This is a genomic window from Pseudomonas sp. W22_MBD1_FP4 (genome assembly GCF_052113765.1).
Classification (GTDB): domain Bacteria; phylum Pseudomonadota; class Gammaproteobacteria; order Pseudomonadales; family Pseudomonadaceae; genus Aquipseudomonas; species Aquipseudomonas sivasensis.
Window position 1 is genome coordinate 313,030 of sequence record NZ_JBGQOI010000001.1, and the last position, 16,924, is coordinate 329,953.

General features: G+C 57.4%; 12 protein-coding genes. 8 read left to right on the top strand and 4 right to left on the bottom strand.

All coding sequences use genetic code 11. The features are described from left to right. The first annotated feature begins 4 nt into the window (after positions 1-4). Positions 5-1,429: a polyurethane esterase gene (locus ACEN2T_RS01545; RefSeq protein WP_442116165.1), complete on the top strand. Its 1,425-nt coding sequence runs from the start codon at positions 5-7 to the stop codon at positions 1,427-1,429. Between the two features lie 609 nt (positions 1,430-2,038). Here ACEN2T_RS01545 and ACEN2T_RS01550 read toward each other — a convergent pair. Then, positions 2,039-2,263 carry a YgdI/YgdR family lipoprotein gene (locus ACEN2T_RS01550; protein ID WP_122681023.1) on the bottom strand — a complete coding sequence of 75 codons (225 nt, stop codon included), beginning with the start codon at positions 2,261-2,263 and terminating at the stop codon, positions 2,039-2,041. 187 nt (positions 2,264-2,450) lie between these two features. Between ACEN2T_RS01550 and ACEN2T_RS01555 the strand changes: the two genes are divergently transcribed. The 4 genes from ACEN2T_RS01555 (at position 2,451) to ACEN2T_RS01570 (ending at position 11,511) form a co-directional block, all read left to right on the top strand. After that, positions 2,451-4,100 (top strand): VRR-NUC domain-containing protein, encoded by a 1,650-nt coding sequence (locus ACEN2T_RS01555; RefSeq protein ID WP_339481215.1) that lies wholly within the window; start codon positions 2,451-2,453, stop codon positions 4,098-4,100. Next, the gene (locus ACEN2T_RS01560; protein ID WP_442116166.1) at positions 4,097-6,352 is read left to right on the top strand and encodes an ATP-dependent DNA helicase; all 2,256 of its coding nucleotides are present in this window, start codon (positions 4,097-4,099) and stop codon (positions 6,350-6,352) included. The genes ACEN2T_RS01555 and ACEN2T_RS01560 overlap by 4 nt, the downstream gene beginning before the upstream one ends. A 218-nt stretch (positions 6,353-6,570) precedes the next feature. Next, positions 6,571-10,974, top strand: coding sequence for a hypothetical protein (locus tag ACEN2T_RS01565; protein ID WP_442116167.1), 4,404 nt, complete (start codon positions 6,571-6,573; stop codon positions 10,972-10,974). Positions 10,975-11,082: 108 nt separating this feature from the next. Then, positions 11,083-11,511 (top strand): hypothetical protein, encoded by a 429-nt coding sequence (locus tag ACEN2T_RS01570; RefSeq protein ID WP_164558433.1) that lies wholly within the window; start codon positions 11,083-11,085, stop codon positions 11,509-11,511. Between the two features lie 386 nt (positions 11,512-11,897). On the opposite strand, the gene ACEN2T_RS01575 is transcribed toward ACEN2T_RS01570, so the two are convergent. Further along, positions 11,898-12,848: an alpha-E domain-containing protein gene (locus ACEN2T_RS01575; RefSeq protein WP_032887395.1), complete on the bottom strand. Its 951-nt coding sequence runs from the start codon at positions 12,846-12,848 to the stop codon at positions 11,898-11,900. Positions 12,849-12,851: 3 nt separating this feature from the next. Further along, positions 12,852-14,261 carry a circularly permuted type 2 ATP-grasp protein gene (locus ACEN2T_RS01580; protein WP_032887392.1) on the bottom strand — a complete coding sequence of 470 codons (1,410 nt, stop codon included), beginning with the start codon at positions 14,259-14,261 and terminating at the stop codon, positions 12,852-12,854. Positions 14,262-14,693: 432 nt separating this feature from the next. Here ACEN2T_RS01580 and ACEN2T_RS01585 point away from each other — a divergent pair, with 432 nt between their 5' ends. The 3 genes from ACEN2T_RS01585 to ACEN2T_RS01595 all read left to right on the top strand — a co-directional run bounded on the left by ACEN2T_RS01585 (position 14,694) and on the right by ACEN2T_RS01595 (position 15,666). Further along, on the top strand, positions 14,694-15,239 hold the full coding sequence (locus tag ACEN2T_RS01585) for a hypothetical protein (protein WP_032887390.1): 546 nt from the start codon (positions 14,694-14,696) through the stop codon (positions 15,237-15,239). 68 nt (positions 15,240-15,307) lie between these two features. Next, complete coding sequence (locus tag ACEN2T_RS01590) at positions 15,308-15,520, top strand: hypothetical protein (RefSeq protein ID WP_032887388.1); 213 nt, start codon at positions 15,308-15,310, stop codon at positions 15,518-15,520. 11 nt (positions 15,521-15,531) lie between these two features. Next, positions 15,532-15,666 carry a hypothetical protein gene (locus tag ACEN2T_RS01595; protein WP_256583459.1) on the top strand — a complete coding sequence of 45 codons (135 nt, stop codon included), beginning with the start codon at positions 15,532-15,534 and terminating at the stop codon, positions 15,664-15,666. A gap of 5 nt (positions 15,667-15,671) precedes the next feature. Here the strand turns inward: ACEN2T_RS01595 and ACEN2T_RS01600 are convergent, their stop codons facing one another. Further along, the gene (locus tag ACEN2T_RS01600; protein ID WP_032887387.1) at positions 15,672-16,919 is read right to left on the bottom strand and encodes an EAL domain-containing response regulator; all 1,248 of its coding nucleotides are present in this window, start codon (positions 16,917-16,919) and stop codon (positions 15,672-15,674) included. Positions 16,920-16,924 lie beyond the last annotated feature (5 nt).

Genomic DNA, 16,924 nt, shown 5'->3' on the forward strand with positions numbered 1-16,924 from the left:
TACCATGGGTGTATTCGACTATAAAAACCTGGGCGCCGAAGGCTCCAAAGCGTTGTTCGCCGATGCCATGGCGATCACGCTGTACACCTACCACAACCTGGATAACGGCTTTGCCGTGGGTTATCAGCACAACGGTCTGGGCCTTGGCTTGCCGGCCACCCTGGTCGGCGCGCTGTTGGGCAGCAGTGATTCCCAGGGCGTGATCCCCGGCATTCCCTGGAACCCCGACTCGGAAAAAGCCGCCCTGGAGGCCGTGCAACACGCCGGCTGGACACCTATCAGCGCCAGCGCCCTGGGCTATACCGGCAAGGTCGACGCCAGGGGCACCTTCTTTGGCGAAAAACCGGGCTACACCACGGCCCAGGTCGAAGTGCTCGGCAAGTACGATGACGCCGGCAAACTGCTGGAAATCGGCATCGGTTTTCGTGGTACTTCAGGCCCGCGGGAAAGCCTGATCAGCGACTCCATCGGCGATCTGGTCAGCGATCTGCTCGCGGCCCTGGGGCCTAAGGATTACGCGAAAAACTACGCCGGCGAAGCCTTCGGCGGTTTGCTCAAGAACATCGCCGACTACGCCAGTGCCCACGGCCTCAGCGGCCACGACGTGGTAGTCAGCGGCCACAGCCTGGGTGGCCTTGCGGTGAACAGCATGGCGGACTTGAGCAACGGTAAATGGGCGGGCTTCTTCAAGGACGCCAACTATGTGGCCTACGCCTCGCCGACCCAGAGCAGCGGCGACAAGGTGCTCAATGTCGGCTATGAAAACGATCCGGTTTTCCGTGCGCTGGACGGCTCATCCGTCAACTGGTCGTCGTTGGGCGTGCATGACAAGCCCCATGAATCGACCACCGACAATATCGTCAGCTTCAACGACCATTACGCCTCGACGCTGTGGAACGTGCTGCCGTTTTCCATCACCAACCTGCCGACTTGGATCTCCCATTTGCCCACCGGATATGGCGACGGCATGACGCGTGTTCTGGAGTCCGGGTTCTATGAAGTGATGACTCGCGACTCGACGATTATTGTCGCCAACCTGTCGGACCCTGCGCGGGCCAACACGTGGGTGCAGGACCTCAATCGCAACGCCGAGCCCCACAAAGGCAACACCTTCATCATTGGCAGCGCTGGCAATGACTTGATCCAGGGCGGCAAGGGCGCGGACTTTATCGAGGCCGGCAAGGGTAACGACACGATCCGCGACGGCAGTGGGCACAACATGTTTTTATTCAGCGGGCAGTTTGGCCAGGACCGGATTATTGGCTATCAGCCAACGGACAAATTGGTGTTTACGGACGTGCAGAGCAGTGGCGATTATCGTGATCACGCCAAGGTGGTGGGCGGGGATACCGTGATCAGTTTTGGCGGGGATTCAGTGACGCTGGTGGGAGTGGTTGGGTTGTCGGGGGAGGGGATTGTCATCAGTTAAAACGGTGGGAGGGGGGTTGCTCCCGATAGCGGTGGTTCAGTCAATGGAGATGTTGACTGGAAGATCGCCATCGGGAGCAAGCCCCCTCCCACATTTGGGCAGTGTTGGCAGCGGAGAATCAGTCTTCCTTGCGCATCAGTGGGCAGCGGACGCTATTGGTCAAATTGGAACGCGGTCAACCCTGTGGGAGGGAGCTTTCCCCCGATGGCGGTGGCTCAGTCAATGGAGATGTTGACTGGAAGCCCGCCATCGGGGGCAAGCCCCCTCCCACATTTGGGCAGTGTTGGCAGCGGAGAATCCGTCTTCCTTGCGCATCAGTGGGCAGCGGACGCTATTGGCCAAATTGGAACGCGGTCAACCCTGTGGGAGGGGGCTTGCTTGCCCCGATGGCGTTGGTTCAGTCAATGGAGATGTTGACTGGAAGATCGCCATCGGGAGCAAGCCCCCTCCCACAATTGATCAATGTTGGCAGCGGAGAATCAGTCTTCCTTGCGCATCAGTGGGCAGCGGACGCTATTGGTCAAATTGGAACGCGGTCAACCCTGTGGGAGGGGGCTTGCCCCCGATGGCGGTGGCTCAGTCAATAAAGATATCGACTGAAGAACCACTTCACTTTTCCTTGCGCACCGTCGCCACATCGTCAGCTTTGACACGGATGCGTTTGCCGGCGATGTCGGTGAACTCATAAAAACCATCGGCGGTCTTGGCGTTTGGGGTGTCTTTGGTCAAATACTGCGTGCCATTTTGCAGTGTCACTACGGTTTGCGTCGCGCAACCGGCCAATACCAGAAATGTGAGTGCAACCAGTGGCAGACCCAAATTCTTCATGTTCATAACCCTTACCTTAACCCTGAAAAGTCCCGCAGCGTGCGGCTGCGGGCCGCAAATGTTACGCCATCGACTCCACCATCTGATCACTTTTATACAAAAAGTTGCGTGAGCCATTTATCTATTACCGATTGCAACAGAGCATCGGGACCGGCACTCTGTATGCATAACCAGTATTTGACTCGCTTGCGCCATGACCAACCCCCTCGACGACCCGCTCTATTACCTGCACAACTTCCGCCAGGTCCTGCAATGGCTGGGGCAGCGCTATGCCGATCTGCTGGACCCTGACGAACAGCATTTCATTCAGCAATTCGACAGCTTGCCGCAGCCGTCCCAGGCGTTGTTGGTGCGCATGGTAATGCGCAAGGGCGTGCACTTTCGCGCGGGGAAACTCAGCTATCAGGAGGTCGGTTGTACCCACGCGGCTGCAACGCCATTGCGGCAATTGGGTTGGGTTGACGATCAATGCCTGTTGGCCTTTGAAGAGGTGTTCGCCTTGCTGCAAAAAGGCGAAATCCTCAGCACGTTCAAGCCGTGGATCGACCAACCCAAAGGCAAGAAGGCCGACTGGCTTGAGGGGCTGGCAGCGCAGTTCAGTGAAACCCGCAGCTTTGCCCAGTGGTGCCCGCAGCTTGCCGAACCGCTGTACAGCCTCACCGTGATGGACTTGTGTGACCGGCTGCGCTTGATGTTCTTCGGCAATCTGCACCAGGACTGGTCGGAATTCGTGCTGGCAGACCTCGGCATCTACACCTACGAAAAAGTGGCGTTCTGCGCTGAATCCCGGGGTTTGCGCAGCCGTGACGACGTGCACGGCGTGCTGTTCCTGCACCAATGCCAGCACGCGTTTGAAACCGGCACCGCGCTGCACGACGTGCTGGCGCAAGTGGCCACGCTGACGACCGACAACCCCTGGCTGGAAAAACGCCGGGCCAAGCTGCTGTTCCAGATGGGGCAGTATTGTGAGCGCAGCGCCGAGTTGGCCTTGGCCGAGCAAATCTACCGTGCCTGCGCCTACCCCGGCGCCCGTGCGCGATTGATCCGCGTGCTGGAGCGCCAGGAGGACTACGCCCAGGCCTTGGTTCTGGCGAGTGCCGCGCAACAGGCACCGGAAAGTGCCGCCGAACAGCAACACCTGCTGCGCGTCATGCCGCGCCTGCGTCGCAAGCTGGGTGAGCCCAAGCTGCCCAGGCTCAGACCACGGGAAGTCATGCGCCTGGACCTGGAACTGGCACTGCCGGAACCCTTGATGTCGGTGGAGTACTGCGTCCAGGCTCATTTGAGCGCGCCCGATGCGCCGGTGCATTACGTGGAAAACGGCCTGATCAATTCGCTGTTCGGGTTGCTGTGCTGGGACGCGATCTTCGCACCGCTGCCGGGAGCGTTTTTCCACCCGTTCCAGCGTGGCCCGGCCGACTTGCACAGCGAAGACTTCCACCAGCGCCGCGCACCATTGTTCGCCGCGTGTTTCGAGCAACTGCAGGATGATCGGTACAAGGCCCTCATTCGCCAGCGCTACGCCGCCAAGTGGGGCATTCAATCGCCCTTCGTATTCTGGAATCTGCTCAGTGAAGACCTGTTAGAGCAGGCCCTGGAATGCTTGCCCGCCGAACACCTGCGCTACTGGTTTGAACGCCTGCTCCTGGACATCCGCGCCAACCGCGCGGGCATGCCGGACCTGATCCAGTTCTGGCCTGCGCAAAAATCCTACCGCATGATCGAAGTCAAAGGTCCGGGCGACCGTCTGCAGGACAACCAACTGCGCTGGCTGGAGTTCTGTGGCGAGAACCAGATGCCGGTCACCGTCTGCTACGTGCGCTGGGCGGAGCAACCGGCTTGAGCTACAACGTGGCCGTGCGCGCATTGTGTGAGTTCACGGCCAAGGTCGGCGACCTGGACCTGCGCTTTACCCCGTCACCCAGCGCCCAGGAAGGTATCGTGGGCCACCGCACAGTCGCGTCGCGCCGCAGTGCGCACTACCAAAACGAAGTAGCACTGGAAGGCGAGTACCAACAACTCAAGGTACGGGGCAGGGCAGATGGCTACGACCCCGATGCCAATCGCCTGGAAGAAGTCAAAACCTACCGCGGCGACCTTGATGCCCAGCCCGCCAACCACCGGCAATTGCACTGGGCCCAGGTCAAAGTGTATGGCTGGCTGATGTGCCAGAAGCTAGGGTTGACGGAAATCGACCTGGCGCTGGTGTACTTCGATATCGTCGGCGAGGGTGAGACCCTGCTCAATCAACGCTTCCACGCGCCTGATCTGGAGAGGTTCTTCAACCAGCAATGCGCGCTATTCCTCGGCTGGGCTCAACAGGAAATGCAGCACCGCGAAGCGCGCAACACCGCCGCGCAAGCCTTGAGTTTCCCCCATGCCGACTTTCGCCCCGGCCAACGCACATTAGCGGAGACGGTATACAAAGCCGCCAGCACCGGACGATGCCTGATGGCCCAGGCGCCCACTGGCATCGGCAAGACCATCGGCACGATCTTCCCGCTGCTCAAGGCCTTTGCGCCGCAGCAACTGGACAAGGTGTACTTCCTCACCGCCAAGACCCCGGGCCGCAAACTTGCCCTCGACGCATCGCAGGTGCTGTTCACCAGCAGCACCGGCTTGCAATTGCGTGTGCTCGAATTGGTGGCGCGGGACAAAGCCTGCGAACACCTGGACAAAGCCTGCCATGGTGATTCCTGTCCTTTGGCCAAGGGTTTCTACGACCGTTTGCCCGCCGCGCGCATTGCCGCCTCCAAGGTAAGCCTGCTCGACCAGCGCAACCTGCGCGCGGTCGCCCTGGCCCATGACGTATGCCCTTATTACCTCAGCCAGGAAATGGCACGCTGGGCCGACTTGATCGTCGCCGACTACAACTACTATTTCGACTTCGGCGCCATGCTCTTCGGCCTGGCCCAACTCAACCAATGGCGCGTCGCGGTGCTGGTGGACGAAGCCCATAACCTGGTAGAACGCGCACGCTCCATGTACAGCGCAAGCCTCGACCAGTACAGCCTCAAGGGCCTGCGCGACACTGCGCCCGAGCCCCTGAAGAAACCCTTGCAGCGCCTCAATCGCGAATGGAATGCCCTTCACAAAGACCAGCTCGCGCCGTACCAGGCCTACGCCGCGCGTCCGGAAAAGCTGCTCCAGGCCTTGAGCCTGTGCACCAGCGCCTTGGGCGATTACTTCAACGACCACCCCGAAGCCCTCAGCGGTGACCTGCAAGCTTTCTACTTTGAAGCGCTGCAATTTGCCAAAGTCGCCGAGCTGTTCAATGAACACTTCATCTTCGACATCCACAAGCGTCAGCTCAGCGGCAAACGCAGCAGTTCCACCCTGTGCCTGCGCAACGTGGTGCCCGCCGAATTCATCCGCCCCCGGCTCACCGCCGCCCGCAGCAGCGTGCTGTTTTCGGCGACCCTTAGCCCTCGGCACTATTACGCCGACCTGCTCGGCCTGCCGACGGACACTGCCTGGATCGATGTGGAATCACCGTTCAAGGCCGAGCAATTGCAGGTGCGGATTATCGATGAAATTTCCACCCGCTACGTGCATCGCGAGGCCTCGCTGGCCCCCATTGTCGAGCTGATAGCCCGCCAGTTCGGGCAGCAACCGGGTAACTACCTGGCGTTTTTTTCAAGCTTCGATTACCTGCAGCAGGTGGCTCAACTGCTCGCCGAACGACACCCGCACATCACCCTGTGGCAGCAATCGCGGGGCATGGCCGAAACCGAGCGACAGGCGTTTCTCGACCAGTTCACCGAACACAGCCAGGGGATCGGCTTTGCCGTACTCGGTGGTGCTTTCGGAGAAGGCATCGACTTACCCGGTGCACGCTTGATCGGCGCGTTTATCGCCACCCTGGGGCTGCCGCAACTCAACCCGGTGAACGAGCAGATGAAGCTGCGGATGGCCGCGATTTTTGGCGCGGGGTACGACTACACGTACCTGTATCCCGGTATTCAAAAGGTGGTGCAGGCGGCGGGCAGGGTGATCCGCAGCCAGCACGATCGGGGAGTGGTGATGTTGATGGATGATCGGTTTGGGGAAGGGCGGGTGCGTCAGTTGTTGCCGAAATGGTGGGTAGTCGGCTGATGGTTAGACCCGGCGTATGGTTGGCGCCAAGCATAGTAAGGAGCGCTCACAACTACGTGCTCATTCAGAATTAACAGGTGCCGATAGCGAGCGCACTGTTCAATCATCGGGTCATTACCACCCGTCGCTACCTGTTAGTTCTGACAGTAGGCAACCCAGGGTTTGAAGAGTTTGATGCAGGTAAGCCTCCCTCACGGCGCCCTGCGAGTACTTTTGCCATGACCCGGAAAAAAACCCCTAAAGCCCTCTTACCCCCCATTGAAGTGTCGCTTTTGGAGTCTCCCTTCGAAGGCGATCCTGACGGCGCCCACGGTGGTATCGGCCTTCGGCATACGGAGGGTGATTTCGTTGTTTACCTCAGAAACCCCAAAGACGGTGTCAACCCCGGTAGCGTTGCGTATCTCTATTGGGGCAACCGCAATGTTCCCGTAGCGTCTACCCAGATTCGCGAGGGTGAGGAACACCTGGACCGTATCCCTTTGACCGTCCCTCTCCACAAAGTCGTCCAATATTGGGCCAACCCGGTATTCGGCAAATTAAGACGTGCCAGTGGCAATGAGTCGTTTACCGAAGAGCGCAAGTACCGGGTTAGCCTGACGCGCCCCGGGGACCGTGACCCCAATAGCATATTGCCCGGCCACCAGGGGCTGGTGTATGTGGTTCCACCCTCCATATTGTTGAATGGCGTCAGCGAAGTCGATGCATTGGCAGGGGTCAATATCATCATCCGCCATTGGATTCACATGCATGCCTACGACCTGATCATTCTGGTCTGGGGGTCTCAGCGGGTACTCCATCGTGTGCAGCCTAATGAAGTAGGCCGTGATATTACGCTGACCGTTGACTACGCCACTATCAGTGCCGCAGGCAACAGCCGGGACACAAGAGTGGGGTATCAGGTCCGCGACGCCGGGGGTAACCAGCCGGATGAATGGGCACGTTGGTCGGCGACAACGCTGATTGATGTGCACCTGAATCAGATCCGCCCGGAAGCGCCGTGGCTAGCATTTCCAGGCACCGGCACCGACACGGAGATTGACCTGGCCGAACTGGGCAGTTTGGATGCACAAATCCAAGCGTGGATCACCAGCGCAGAGGTCGCCGCCTATTCAATACTGACGCTGATCTGGGCGGGTGTGGACCGCGAAGGGAACTCAATTCCTTATACAGAAACCAGGTCGCTGAATTCGGCAGGGCTCTACACATTCAATGTGCCTAATGCGCTGGTGGCTGCCATCGCCGACGGCTCCGTCAGCGTGCATATCGTGTTTCAACAAGGGACGATTGAGCAGCCCTCTCAAAAGCTTTACCTGGATGTGGTCGGCGAAATCGTCAGATGGCCGGCGCCGCAGATCAAGGAGGACCTGGGCGGCCACATCGAGCCTGACTTCGCTGCAACCGTGTATTTCCCCTTGCAACCCATTTGGCCGGCAAACGGCTATCTGGAAGTGATTTTCCGGGTCAGCAGCCCCGATATCACCATCGAGCATCGGGTAGGTCGCGAAGTCGACGATATTCCAGCCAATCCCGACGGGGACATGGAGTTCATCGTATACCCTGACGAGCTTTCGCGTTTTGACGGACACCTGGTGGAAGTGTTCTACGCCCACACACGTCCTGGCAGTCGTCCGCAGGAATCCTTGCGGTTGCAAGTTGTTGTGGGCCAGCTTCAACGCACGATGCCCGCGCCGATTATCGATAAGGCAATCAGTGGTCAGTTGAATCCGGATGATATTGGCGCCTATGCCAAAGTGTTTGCACCATTTGCAGAAACAAAACGCGATGACTGGATCAGGATGCACTGGGTCGGGCCGAAGGCGCGTATCGAGGTGCCGGTGCAGGTGCCCGTAGACGGTGCCACCACCGAGCATTACATCGAAAGCTACTACGTCACCAGCAACCTGAATGAAACGGTGACGGTGTTCTACACGCTCAAGCGCGGCGATGAAGTTCCGCGTTACTCACAAATTACCGAGGTCCTGGTAAGCCAGGGTGTGGGCGAGCTGCCGTCGCCGACCTTGCTGGAAGCACAGGTGACCGGCCCAGGGACCGCCACGCTGGAACCGCTCAAGGTACAGAACGGCACCAAACTGGTGGTGACCTACCTTGGTATGCGGGGTACCGACTCCATTCAGGTCACCATGATCGGTGCAGGCAATGGTGGCTCGCCGACCATTCCGGCCAAACCCGGTAATGAAGCGCTGCAGAAGGTGGAGTTCGATATCACCAAAGCGGCGATTCACGCCAACATTCGTAACCAGGACACCACCGTGACATTCCAATACGGGGTGACGCGCGCAGGTGCAACGGTTCATTCAGACATATTGACGGTAACGGTCAAGGCGATACCGCTCGCCGAGTTGGTAAAGACAGTTTTGCAAATCAACCAGGCCAATGCCGAGACCCAGGTACTGGACCTGAGCGCCTTTACTGGAGACGCCAGAGGCACTGTCGGCATCTGGCCATTTATCACGGCACCTTACCCCGTGTGGTTGAGGTTGCTGGGCAAAACAGCCAGCAACGTTGACCATGATCGTTTGGTGTACAACGGGGCCGGGGCTTCGGCGGTTAACTCGACCTGGATCGCTAATGGGAAAATAGAACCCAATTTGCCGCGGTCCTACCTGCAAGGGTTGGGTCATGGCACTGTGCTTAAGATGGAGTTCAAAGCGGCGGTGAGTAGCAGTAAGGCCGAAGCTGAGGCCCTGACTTTTCCGATAATGGAGTACCGGGTCAACACCTTGCCAGCCGAATTTCCTGTCCCAAAATTAACCCAGGCAACCGGTACGGGGGCGGTGTTGACCCTGGCGCCCTTGAATGCACAAAGCGGCGGCACAGTCTCGGTGGAATACACGCCGATGTACACGACCGACAGCATCAAGGTCACGATGGTGGGGGCTGCCGGTGCGGGTTCGCCAGTTATTGCAGCCAAGCCCGGGTTGACCAGTGGCGTAGTGACATTTGCTATTCCTGCAACTGCGATTGCCGCGAACATTGGCAATATCAATAAGATGTTCACGCTTAAATATGAAGTGACGCGTGCGGGAGTGGTGCGTTCATCGCAGGTGGTAACAGTGACGGTGACGCCGATACCTCAAGCCGAGTTGGCAAAAACCGTGATCCAAATGATTGAGGCGAACCAAACTACCAAGGTATTAGACCTGTCAAGCGGTACGGCTAATAGAACGCTCCGGGTCGGCAACTGGCCCTTCATTGCGACTAGTTCTCCGGTTTGGATTGAGTTCAGAGGTTTCAAGAATGGAGGAGAGGCGCACAACCGCACTCACTGGAATGGTGGTGCTTCAAATGTCAATTCTACTTGGTTCAGCCAGGGGTGGTGGCAAAGTGGAATAACTTATGCGTCGTACTTGAAAGAGTTAGGGCACAACACCAAATTGACGCTGCATTTCAAAGCGGCGTTAGGCACTGGCCTAACGGAGGCTGACGCTATTGTATTTCCAGTGGTGGAATACAACGTCAATACACTGCCGGCGCAGTTCCCAGTACCTAATTTGACCCAGGCTACCGGTACGGGCGCATCTGTATCTTTGGCGCCATTGAATGTATTAAATGGCGGCACGGTGGAGGTGAGATATGCGCCGATGTATACCACTGACAGCATCAAGGTCACGATGGTGGGGACTGCCGGTGCGGGTTCGCCAGTTATCGCAGCCAAGTCCGGGTTGACCAGTGGCGTGGTGACATTTGCTATTCCCGCAGCTGCGATTGCCGCGAACATTGGCAATACCAATAAGACGTTCACGCTTAAATATGATGTGACGCGTGCGGGAGTGGTGCGTTCATCGCAAGTGGTTACAGTGACTGTGACGCCGATACCCGACGCTAACTTGCCAAGACCTTTGATCAATGGTGTCGCCCATAACGGGACGCTGGATATCGCCGCGATGACAGCAAATGCTTCTCTTGCTATTACACCTTGGCCATTGCAGGTCGCTGGCAAGAAGGTTTGGCTGACTTTCCACTGTGGGGGCGCAAATCCTAACCCCTATAATGTATGGACGGGATATGCACACCCATCTGCTTCAGGTATCGATCACTTTGTATTGTTAAGCTGGCTCAAAAGTTGCCCGAATGGAAATCAAATATGGGTTGATTTCAAGGTGGCATATGATCCGAATGCGGATGAAGCAGGTGCGGTTAGTTTTCCAAGGACGGTTTATACAGTCAAAAGCGTAAATGTTGTTGATAGTACTGATTTTAATAATGGAAGTATGAATAACTGGATTAATTACTCCAGCTCCGGTTCAATTGTTGGCAGTGGTTCCGGAAGATACTGGCAGGGTAACGGAAGTGGACAGTTTCCGTGCGGAATAGTTAAATTTTTTAACTATGGTTATTTGGCTGCTGGGTATCCATATAGAATTACTATCGACTTTGCCAGCACTTCTAATACGGGCTGCTATGTTGAGGTCGCGACGGAAGGTGTTGTAGGAGTTCAAAGAACTAATTTTAGTGGTGGGAGCTCTTGGGCGACTCATTCTTTCGATTTTAGTCCAAGAGTAAATTCAAGCAATCTTCGTCTAAAAATTACACTTATGAATTCTAATTATGGAGGTGGTACCGTTCTTTCTATAGATAATATAAAGATAATCAAACTTTAAATAGTTGAGGCGAAGTAGAGGTGCATATTTTTAGAGTCGAAAAGTGCGCACTATCAATTCCGGGCACCCTGCCCATTACTCCAATATACCTATATGTGAGATAAAGATATGAATATTGTTGACAGTACTGACTTTGAGAGTGAAGGCATGAATGGTTGGGAGAATTTCTCCAGCTCCGGTTCGATTATTGGTAGTGATCCACGAAGGTACTGGCAGGGAAGCGGAAGCGCGCAGTTTCCATGCGGTATAGTTAAGTTTTTTAACTATGGTGATTTGGTTGCCGGAGAGCCATATACAATTACCATCGACTTCGCCAGTACCTCTAATACGGGATGCTATGTTGAGGTCGCGACGGAAGGCGTTGTAGGCGTTCAAAGAACTAATTTTAGTGGTGGGAGCTCTTGGGCGACTCATTCTTTCGATTTTAGTCCAAGAGTAAATTCAAGCAATCTTCGTCTAAAAATTACACTTATGAGTCCTAATTTTGGAGCTGACACAACTTTTTCCCTTGACAATATAAATATAATTAAGTTGTGAGCTCTTGCAGTAAAGAGGATGGTGCGTATTTGTGTAGGCGTAAAAATACGCACCATTAAAGAATCATATATGACGAGCGTGTCCCAGTCCCAATACAACCGCTATATATGTTAGGCGATCATACAGAATGCCTTAAGTATCACGTCCTCTCATGGCGGATCATCGCCATGATCGGCACACCCGACGCTCGGTAAGTGCGTATTGGTCGCGCTCTACCAGCATGATTGGCCAGCTCTGTAAGGTGTGGGCAGTGGCAGAGGAGGGGCAGTTCGAGCATAGACTGCATCTATTTATTAATGCAGGTAAGACCTCGCTTCTCCCCAACACAAAAGCGGAACCCAAGCGGGCCAATCACCCGAATAAACAGGCAACTGGCCGAAACTCACTCAAACAACTTCTAAATAAGAACTATGAACCGCCCCCGCCAACTCCCTCACCGTCTCAATAAACTCCGTCAGCCGACTATGCAGCCCATCCTCCAGAATCTCATCAATCCCCGTATACCTCAGCCGCGCTTCAAACTCGGCGGCCAGGCGTTGCGCCGTACGCCCATAACTACCGGGCAAGTCTGCGAGGATATGACTCAACTCCTCGATACACGCATGCAGTGAACGCGGTACATCACTGCGCAACAGCAGCAACTCCGACACCGACCGAGCATTCAGCGCATTCGGGTACAGCTCGGTGTACGCCTCGAATGACGACAATGCGCGGAGCAGGGCGCTCCACTGGTAATAGCCGCGTGCCGAGAGGTCGCTGACTTCTTCGGACTCTTCGCCGAACATTTCGTAGCGCGCATCCAGCAGGCGCAGGGTGTTGTCCGCACGTTCTATAAAGGTGCCGAGGCGGATGAACCGATAGGCGTCGTTGCGCATGATGGTGCCGGAGGTCGCGCCGCGGAACAGGTGGGAACGCTGCTTGACCCAGTCACAGAAGTGGCTGATGCCGTGCCGCGCCAGGCCGCCGGCGGCGATGCTGCGCATTTCCAGCCAGGTGGCGTTGAGGTTTTCCCACATGTCGGCGGTGATGCGTCCGCGCACGGCGTGGGCGTTGCCCCGTGCGGCGCGCAGGCAGTTGTAGATACTGGCGGGGTTTTCTTCGTCGAGGGCGAAGAAGTGCAGCATGCGCTCGGCGTCCAGTTGCTTATGGCGCTCCAGATAACTCTCCAGCGTGCCGCTGCTGAGCAGCGACATGGCCAGTTCGTCTAGGCCATCGCTGCGTCCGGCCTGGGGCATCAACGACAGCGAATAACTGACTTCCAGCATGCGCGCCAGGTTCTCGGCGCGCTCCAGGTAGCGGGACATCCAGTACAGATCTGCGGCGGTTCTACTCAACATGATTCAGCCCTCCACCACCCAGGTGTCCTTGGTTCCGCCGCCTTGCGACGAGTTGACGATCAACGAGCCTTCACGCAGTGCCACCCGCGTGAGGCCACCGGGCACCAGGCGGGTTTCCTTACCCGAGAGCACGAACGGCCGCAGATCGATATGCCGGGGCGCAATGCCGTTTTCGACAAAGGTCGGGCAGGTGGACAGGCTCAGGGTCGGTTGGGCGATGTAGGCGTGAGGCCGCGCTTTGATGCGTTGACGGAAGTCCTCGATCTCGGCGGCAGTAGAAGCGGGGCCGACCAGCATGCCGTAGCCGCCGGAGCCTTGGGTTTCCTTGACCACCAGTTCCGGCAGGTGTGCCAGCACGTGGGACAACTCATCGGGTTTGCGGCACTGGAAGGTCGGTACGTTCTGCAGGATCGGTTCCTCGTCCAGGTAGAAACGGATCATTTCCGGCACGTACGGGTAGATCGACTTATCGTCCGCCACGCCGGTGCCGATGGCGTTGGCCAGCACCACGTTGCCGGCGCAATAGGCGGCCACCAGGCCGGGCACGCCGAGCATCGAGTCCGGATTGAAGGCCTGTGGATCGAGGAAGGCGTCGTCAATGCGCCGGTAGATCACGTCCACGGCTTTCGGGCCGTCGGTGGTGCGCATGAACACCTTGAGGTCGTGCACGAACAGGTCGGCGCCTTCCACCAGTTCCACGCCCATTTCCCGGGCGAGGAAGGCATGTTCGAAGAATGCGCTGTTGAAGCGGCCGGGGGTCAGCACCACCACATTGGGGTTGTCCAGGCGGCTTGAGCTTTTGAGGGTTTTGAGCAACAGGTTGGGGTAGTGGTCCACCGGTGCGATTCGCTGCTTGGCGAACACCTCGGGGAACAGGCGCATCATCATCTTGCGGTCTTCGAGCATGTAGCTCACGCCGCTGGGGGTACGCAGGTTGTCTTCGAGCACGTAGTAAGTGCCGTCGCCGTCGCGCACCAGGTCGACGCCGGAAATATGCGAGTAAATATCGCGGTGCAGGTCCAGCCCAACCATGGCCTTCTGATAACCCTCGTTGCCCAGCACCTGGTCGGCGGGAATGATCCCGGCCTTGATGATGCGTTGGTCGTGGTAGATATCGGCGAGGAACATGTTCAGCGCATTGACCCGCTGGATACAGCCGCGTTCGATCACGCTCCACTCACTGGCGGGGATGCTGCGGGGGATGATGTCGAAGGGAATCAGGCGCTCGGTGTCCTGCTCGTCACCATAGAGGGTAAAGGTGATCCCGGCGCGGTGAAACAGCAGGTCGGCTTCGCGGCGACGCTGGGCCAGCAGTTCCGGCGGCGTGTTGGCCAGCCAGCGGGAGAAATCCTGATAGTGCGCACGGCATACGCCATTTGCGTCATTCATTTCGTCAAAGAAAGATAGAGCCATTCCAGTACCTTGTCAGTGCCCAGGGTTGCGTGGGGGTGGCACTGCCGCTTCAAAAAACGCATGTTTTTATGAGCCTGTGGCGCAGAGTGCCAGCAGGCCTGGTCCTTACTTTCTTATGGGGTCGGCTCTGGGTCGGGCGGTAACGATTGCTCCTGTATCCGGGCAGATGAATGGGTTAAGCAATGCGTGTGCCGGAATGCCCTTGAGGTGACTGGGTTTGCTGTGGCGAGCGGGCAAACCTGCTCGCCACAGCCCGCCCAAACGCCATAAAGCCTGCTGGCCGAGTCATCCCCTCCCAGCAGCGAGCCCTTCCTGACGGAGCCCATTCACCATAAAGAGGCAATGCGCGCCCTGGTGTGGTGCATGAACAAACTTGAACTTCATTCGCGCCCGGTTCTTCTAACGAAACTCGAATCCTTGTGGAGCACGCCCGTGCCCAGAATCATTTCACCCGACACACCCGAATCGAGCCTGGACGATCACAGCGAGCACACCGCCAAGATTTTCGGCTCGCCCAAGGACCGCCTGGACTTTTACCGTCGAGAAATTCAGTACGAAACCTCAATCCTGGCCAACCGTACCGACGCCTATCTCACCGCGCAGTCGTTTCTGGTGATTGCCTTTGTCTCCGGCATGGGCAACCTCAACCCCGAGTGGGGCAAGTTGTTTACCCTGGTGGTGCCGGTTTTCCTCGCTGCGCTCGGGATTCTCAGTTCCTTGAACGCCTGGCCGGGCATCCGCGCTGCGTATGACATCATCGATCACTGGCACTTCAAGCAGAGTGAGTTGCTGCGCAGCGAACCGATAATGGGCATGGCCTATGACGAATCACCGCTGTTTTCCGAGATGGAGTCTTCCCATAAGGGCTACCGCAAGTCGCTGCTGTTCTCCATGCGCGCTCCGTGGCTGTTCATGGTGTTCTGGTTGCTGCTGGGCATCTATGCGTTTTATATCCAGGTCGACAATCCGATCCGCTAGGCAATTGGACGGAACTTCAACGCGCAGCGCGGCGCCTTAACCTTACAGATCCCAGTGAGAGGTGACCCATGAGCACATCCAACGATCCACAAGTCAGTAACCGTAACGATCCGGCGATTGACCGCGGCGAACCGGCCCCCGGCACCAGCGCTGACGCCCCCAAGGACCCCAAGGCCAAGAGCGATCCCAAGGCGAAGGACAACGACTACAGCCCTGATTTCAAGCCCGAGCGCGAGCCCAAGCCTGAAACGGATGCAGATATCGACACCCAAGGCGGTTAGAGGAAAAAGTCATGTCTAAAGAACTCGACGAAGAACTTAACGACCCAGGCAATGAAGATCCCGGGTCACTGATGGATGATGCCGAAGTCCCGCTTAATGATCTGGATGAAGCAGCCGATCTGGGCAACACCGAAGATCAGGACTGAGCCCGTTACTTAAGACGCTCCAGCAATAGCCGCTCCAGCGTTACCACCGGCAACGGCCGGCTGAACAGATACCCTTGAATCTGATCACAGCCGGCCTCCTTCAAAAACGCCAGTTGCGCCTGGGTTTCCACGCCCTCGGCCACTACGCGCAATTTCAGACTGTGCGCCAGTTCAATGATGGTGCGGGTGATCGCCGCATCCTGCGGGTTGGTAGTGACCTCGCGGATGAACGCGATGTCGATTTTCAGCGTATCGATGGGAAACCTGCGCAGGTACGCCAGGCTTGAATAGCCGGTGCCGAAGTCATCAATGGAGATCTTCACGCCCATGGCGCGCAAGCGTTGCAGGCTGGCGATGGTGTGCTGGGTGTTTTCCATCAGCGAGCCTTCGGTCAGTTCCACTTCCAGCCAGTGCGCCTCAACCCCGGTGCTCTCCAGGCTATGGGCGATATCGGCAATCAGGTCGCCCTCGATTAACTGATGGCCGGACACGTTGACCGACACTTCTACCGCGCCGATGTCACTGCGTTGCCACTCGGCAATCTGCTGGCACACCTGCTCGATCACCCAACGCCCCACCGGTACGATCAGGCCCAGGCTTTCCAGGATCGGCACGAAGACCGCCGGGGACACCGCGCCATAATCGGGCCGGTCCCAACGAAGCAAGGCTTCCAGTGCGCAGATATTGCCGTTGGCCAACTCGACCTTGGGCTGGTAGTGCAGGGCGAATTCGCCCCGCTCAATGGCCTCACGCAGGGCCTTCTCCATGTCTACGCGGACCAGATCATGCACATTGCCCTGGGTGGTATGCACGGTGTGCTGGTGCAACCGTTGCTCCAACTGCTCGCTGCGTTGTTTGAACTGGTCACCATGGGCTTTGAGCCGCAGCAGGTTGCGCACTCGCAGCCAGAGTTCCAAGTGCTCCACCGGCTTGCTGAGGAACTCTTCGGCGCCGGTTTCCAAACCGCTGACCCGAGCGCTGATGTCGCTCAAGGCCGAAAGCATGATGATCGGGATGTTCGCCGTGGCCGGGTTGCCCTTGAGCTGGGTGGCGACTTCATAGCCGTCCATGCCCGGCATCATGATGTCCAACAGGATCAGATCCGGTGGTTGCTGCGCCACCAACTGCAACGCTTCTTCACCGCTGCAGGCGCTCAGGGTCAGGTAGCCCTCGTGTTGCAGCAGGGTTTCCAATAGCTTGCGAACCTGGGGTTCGTCGTCAACGATCAACAGCGTTGCGGGTGAGCTGGCCATGGAGA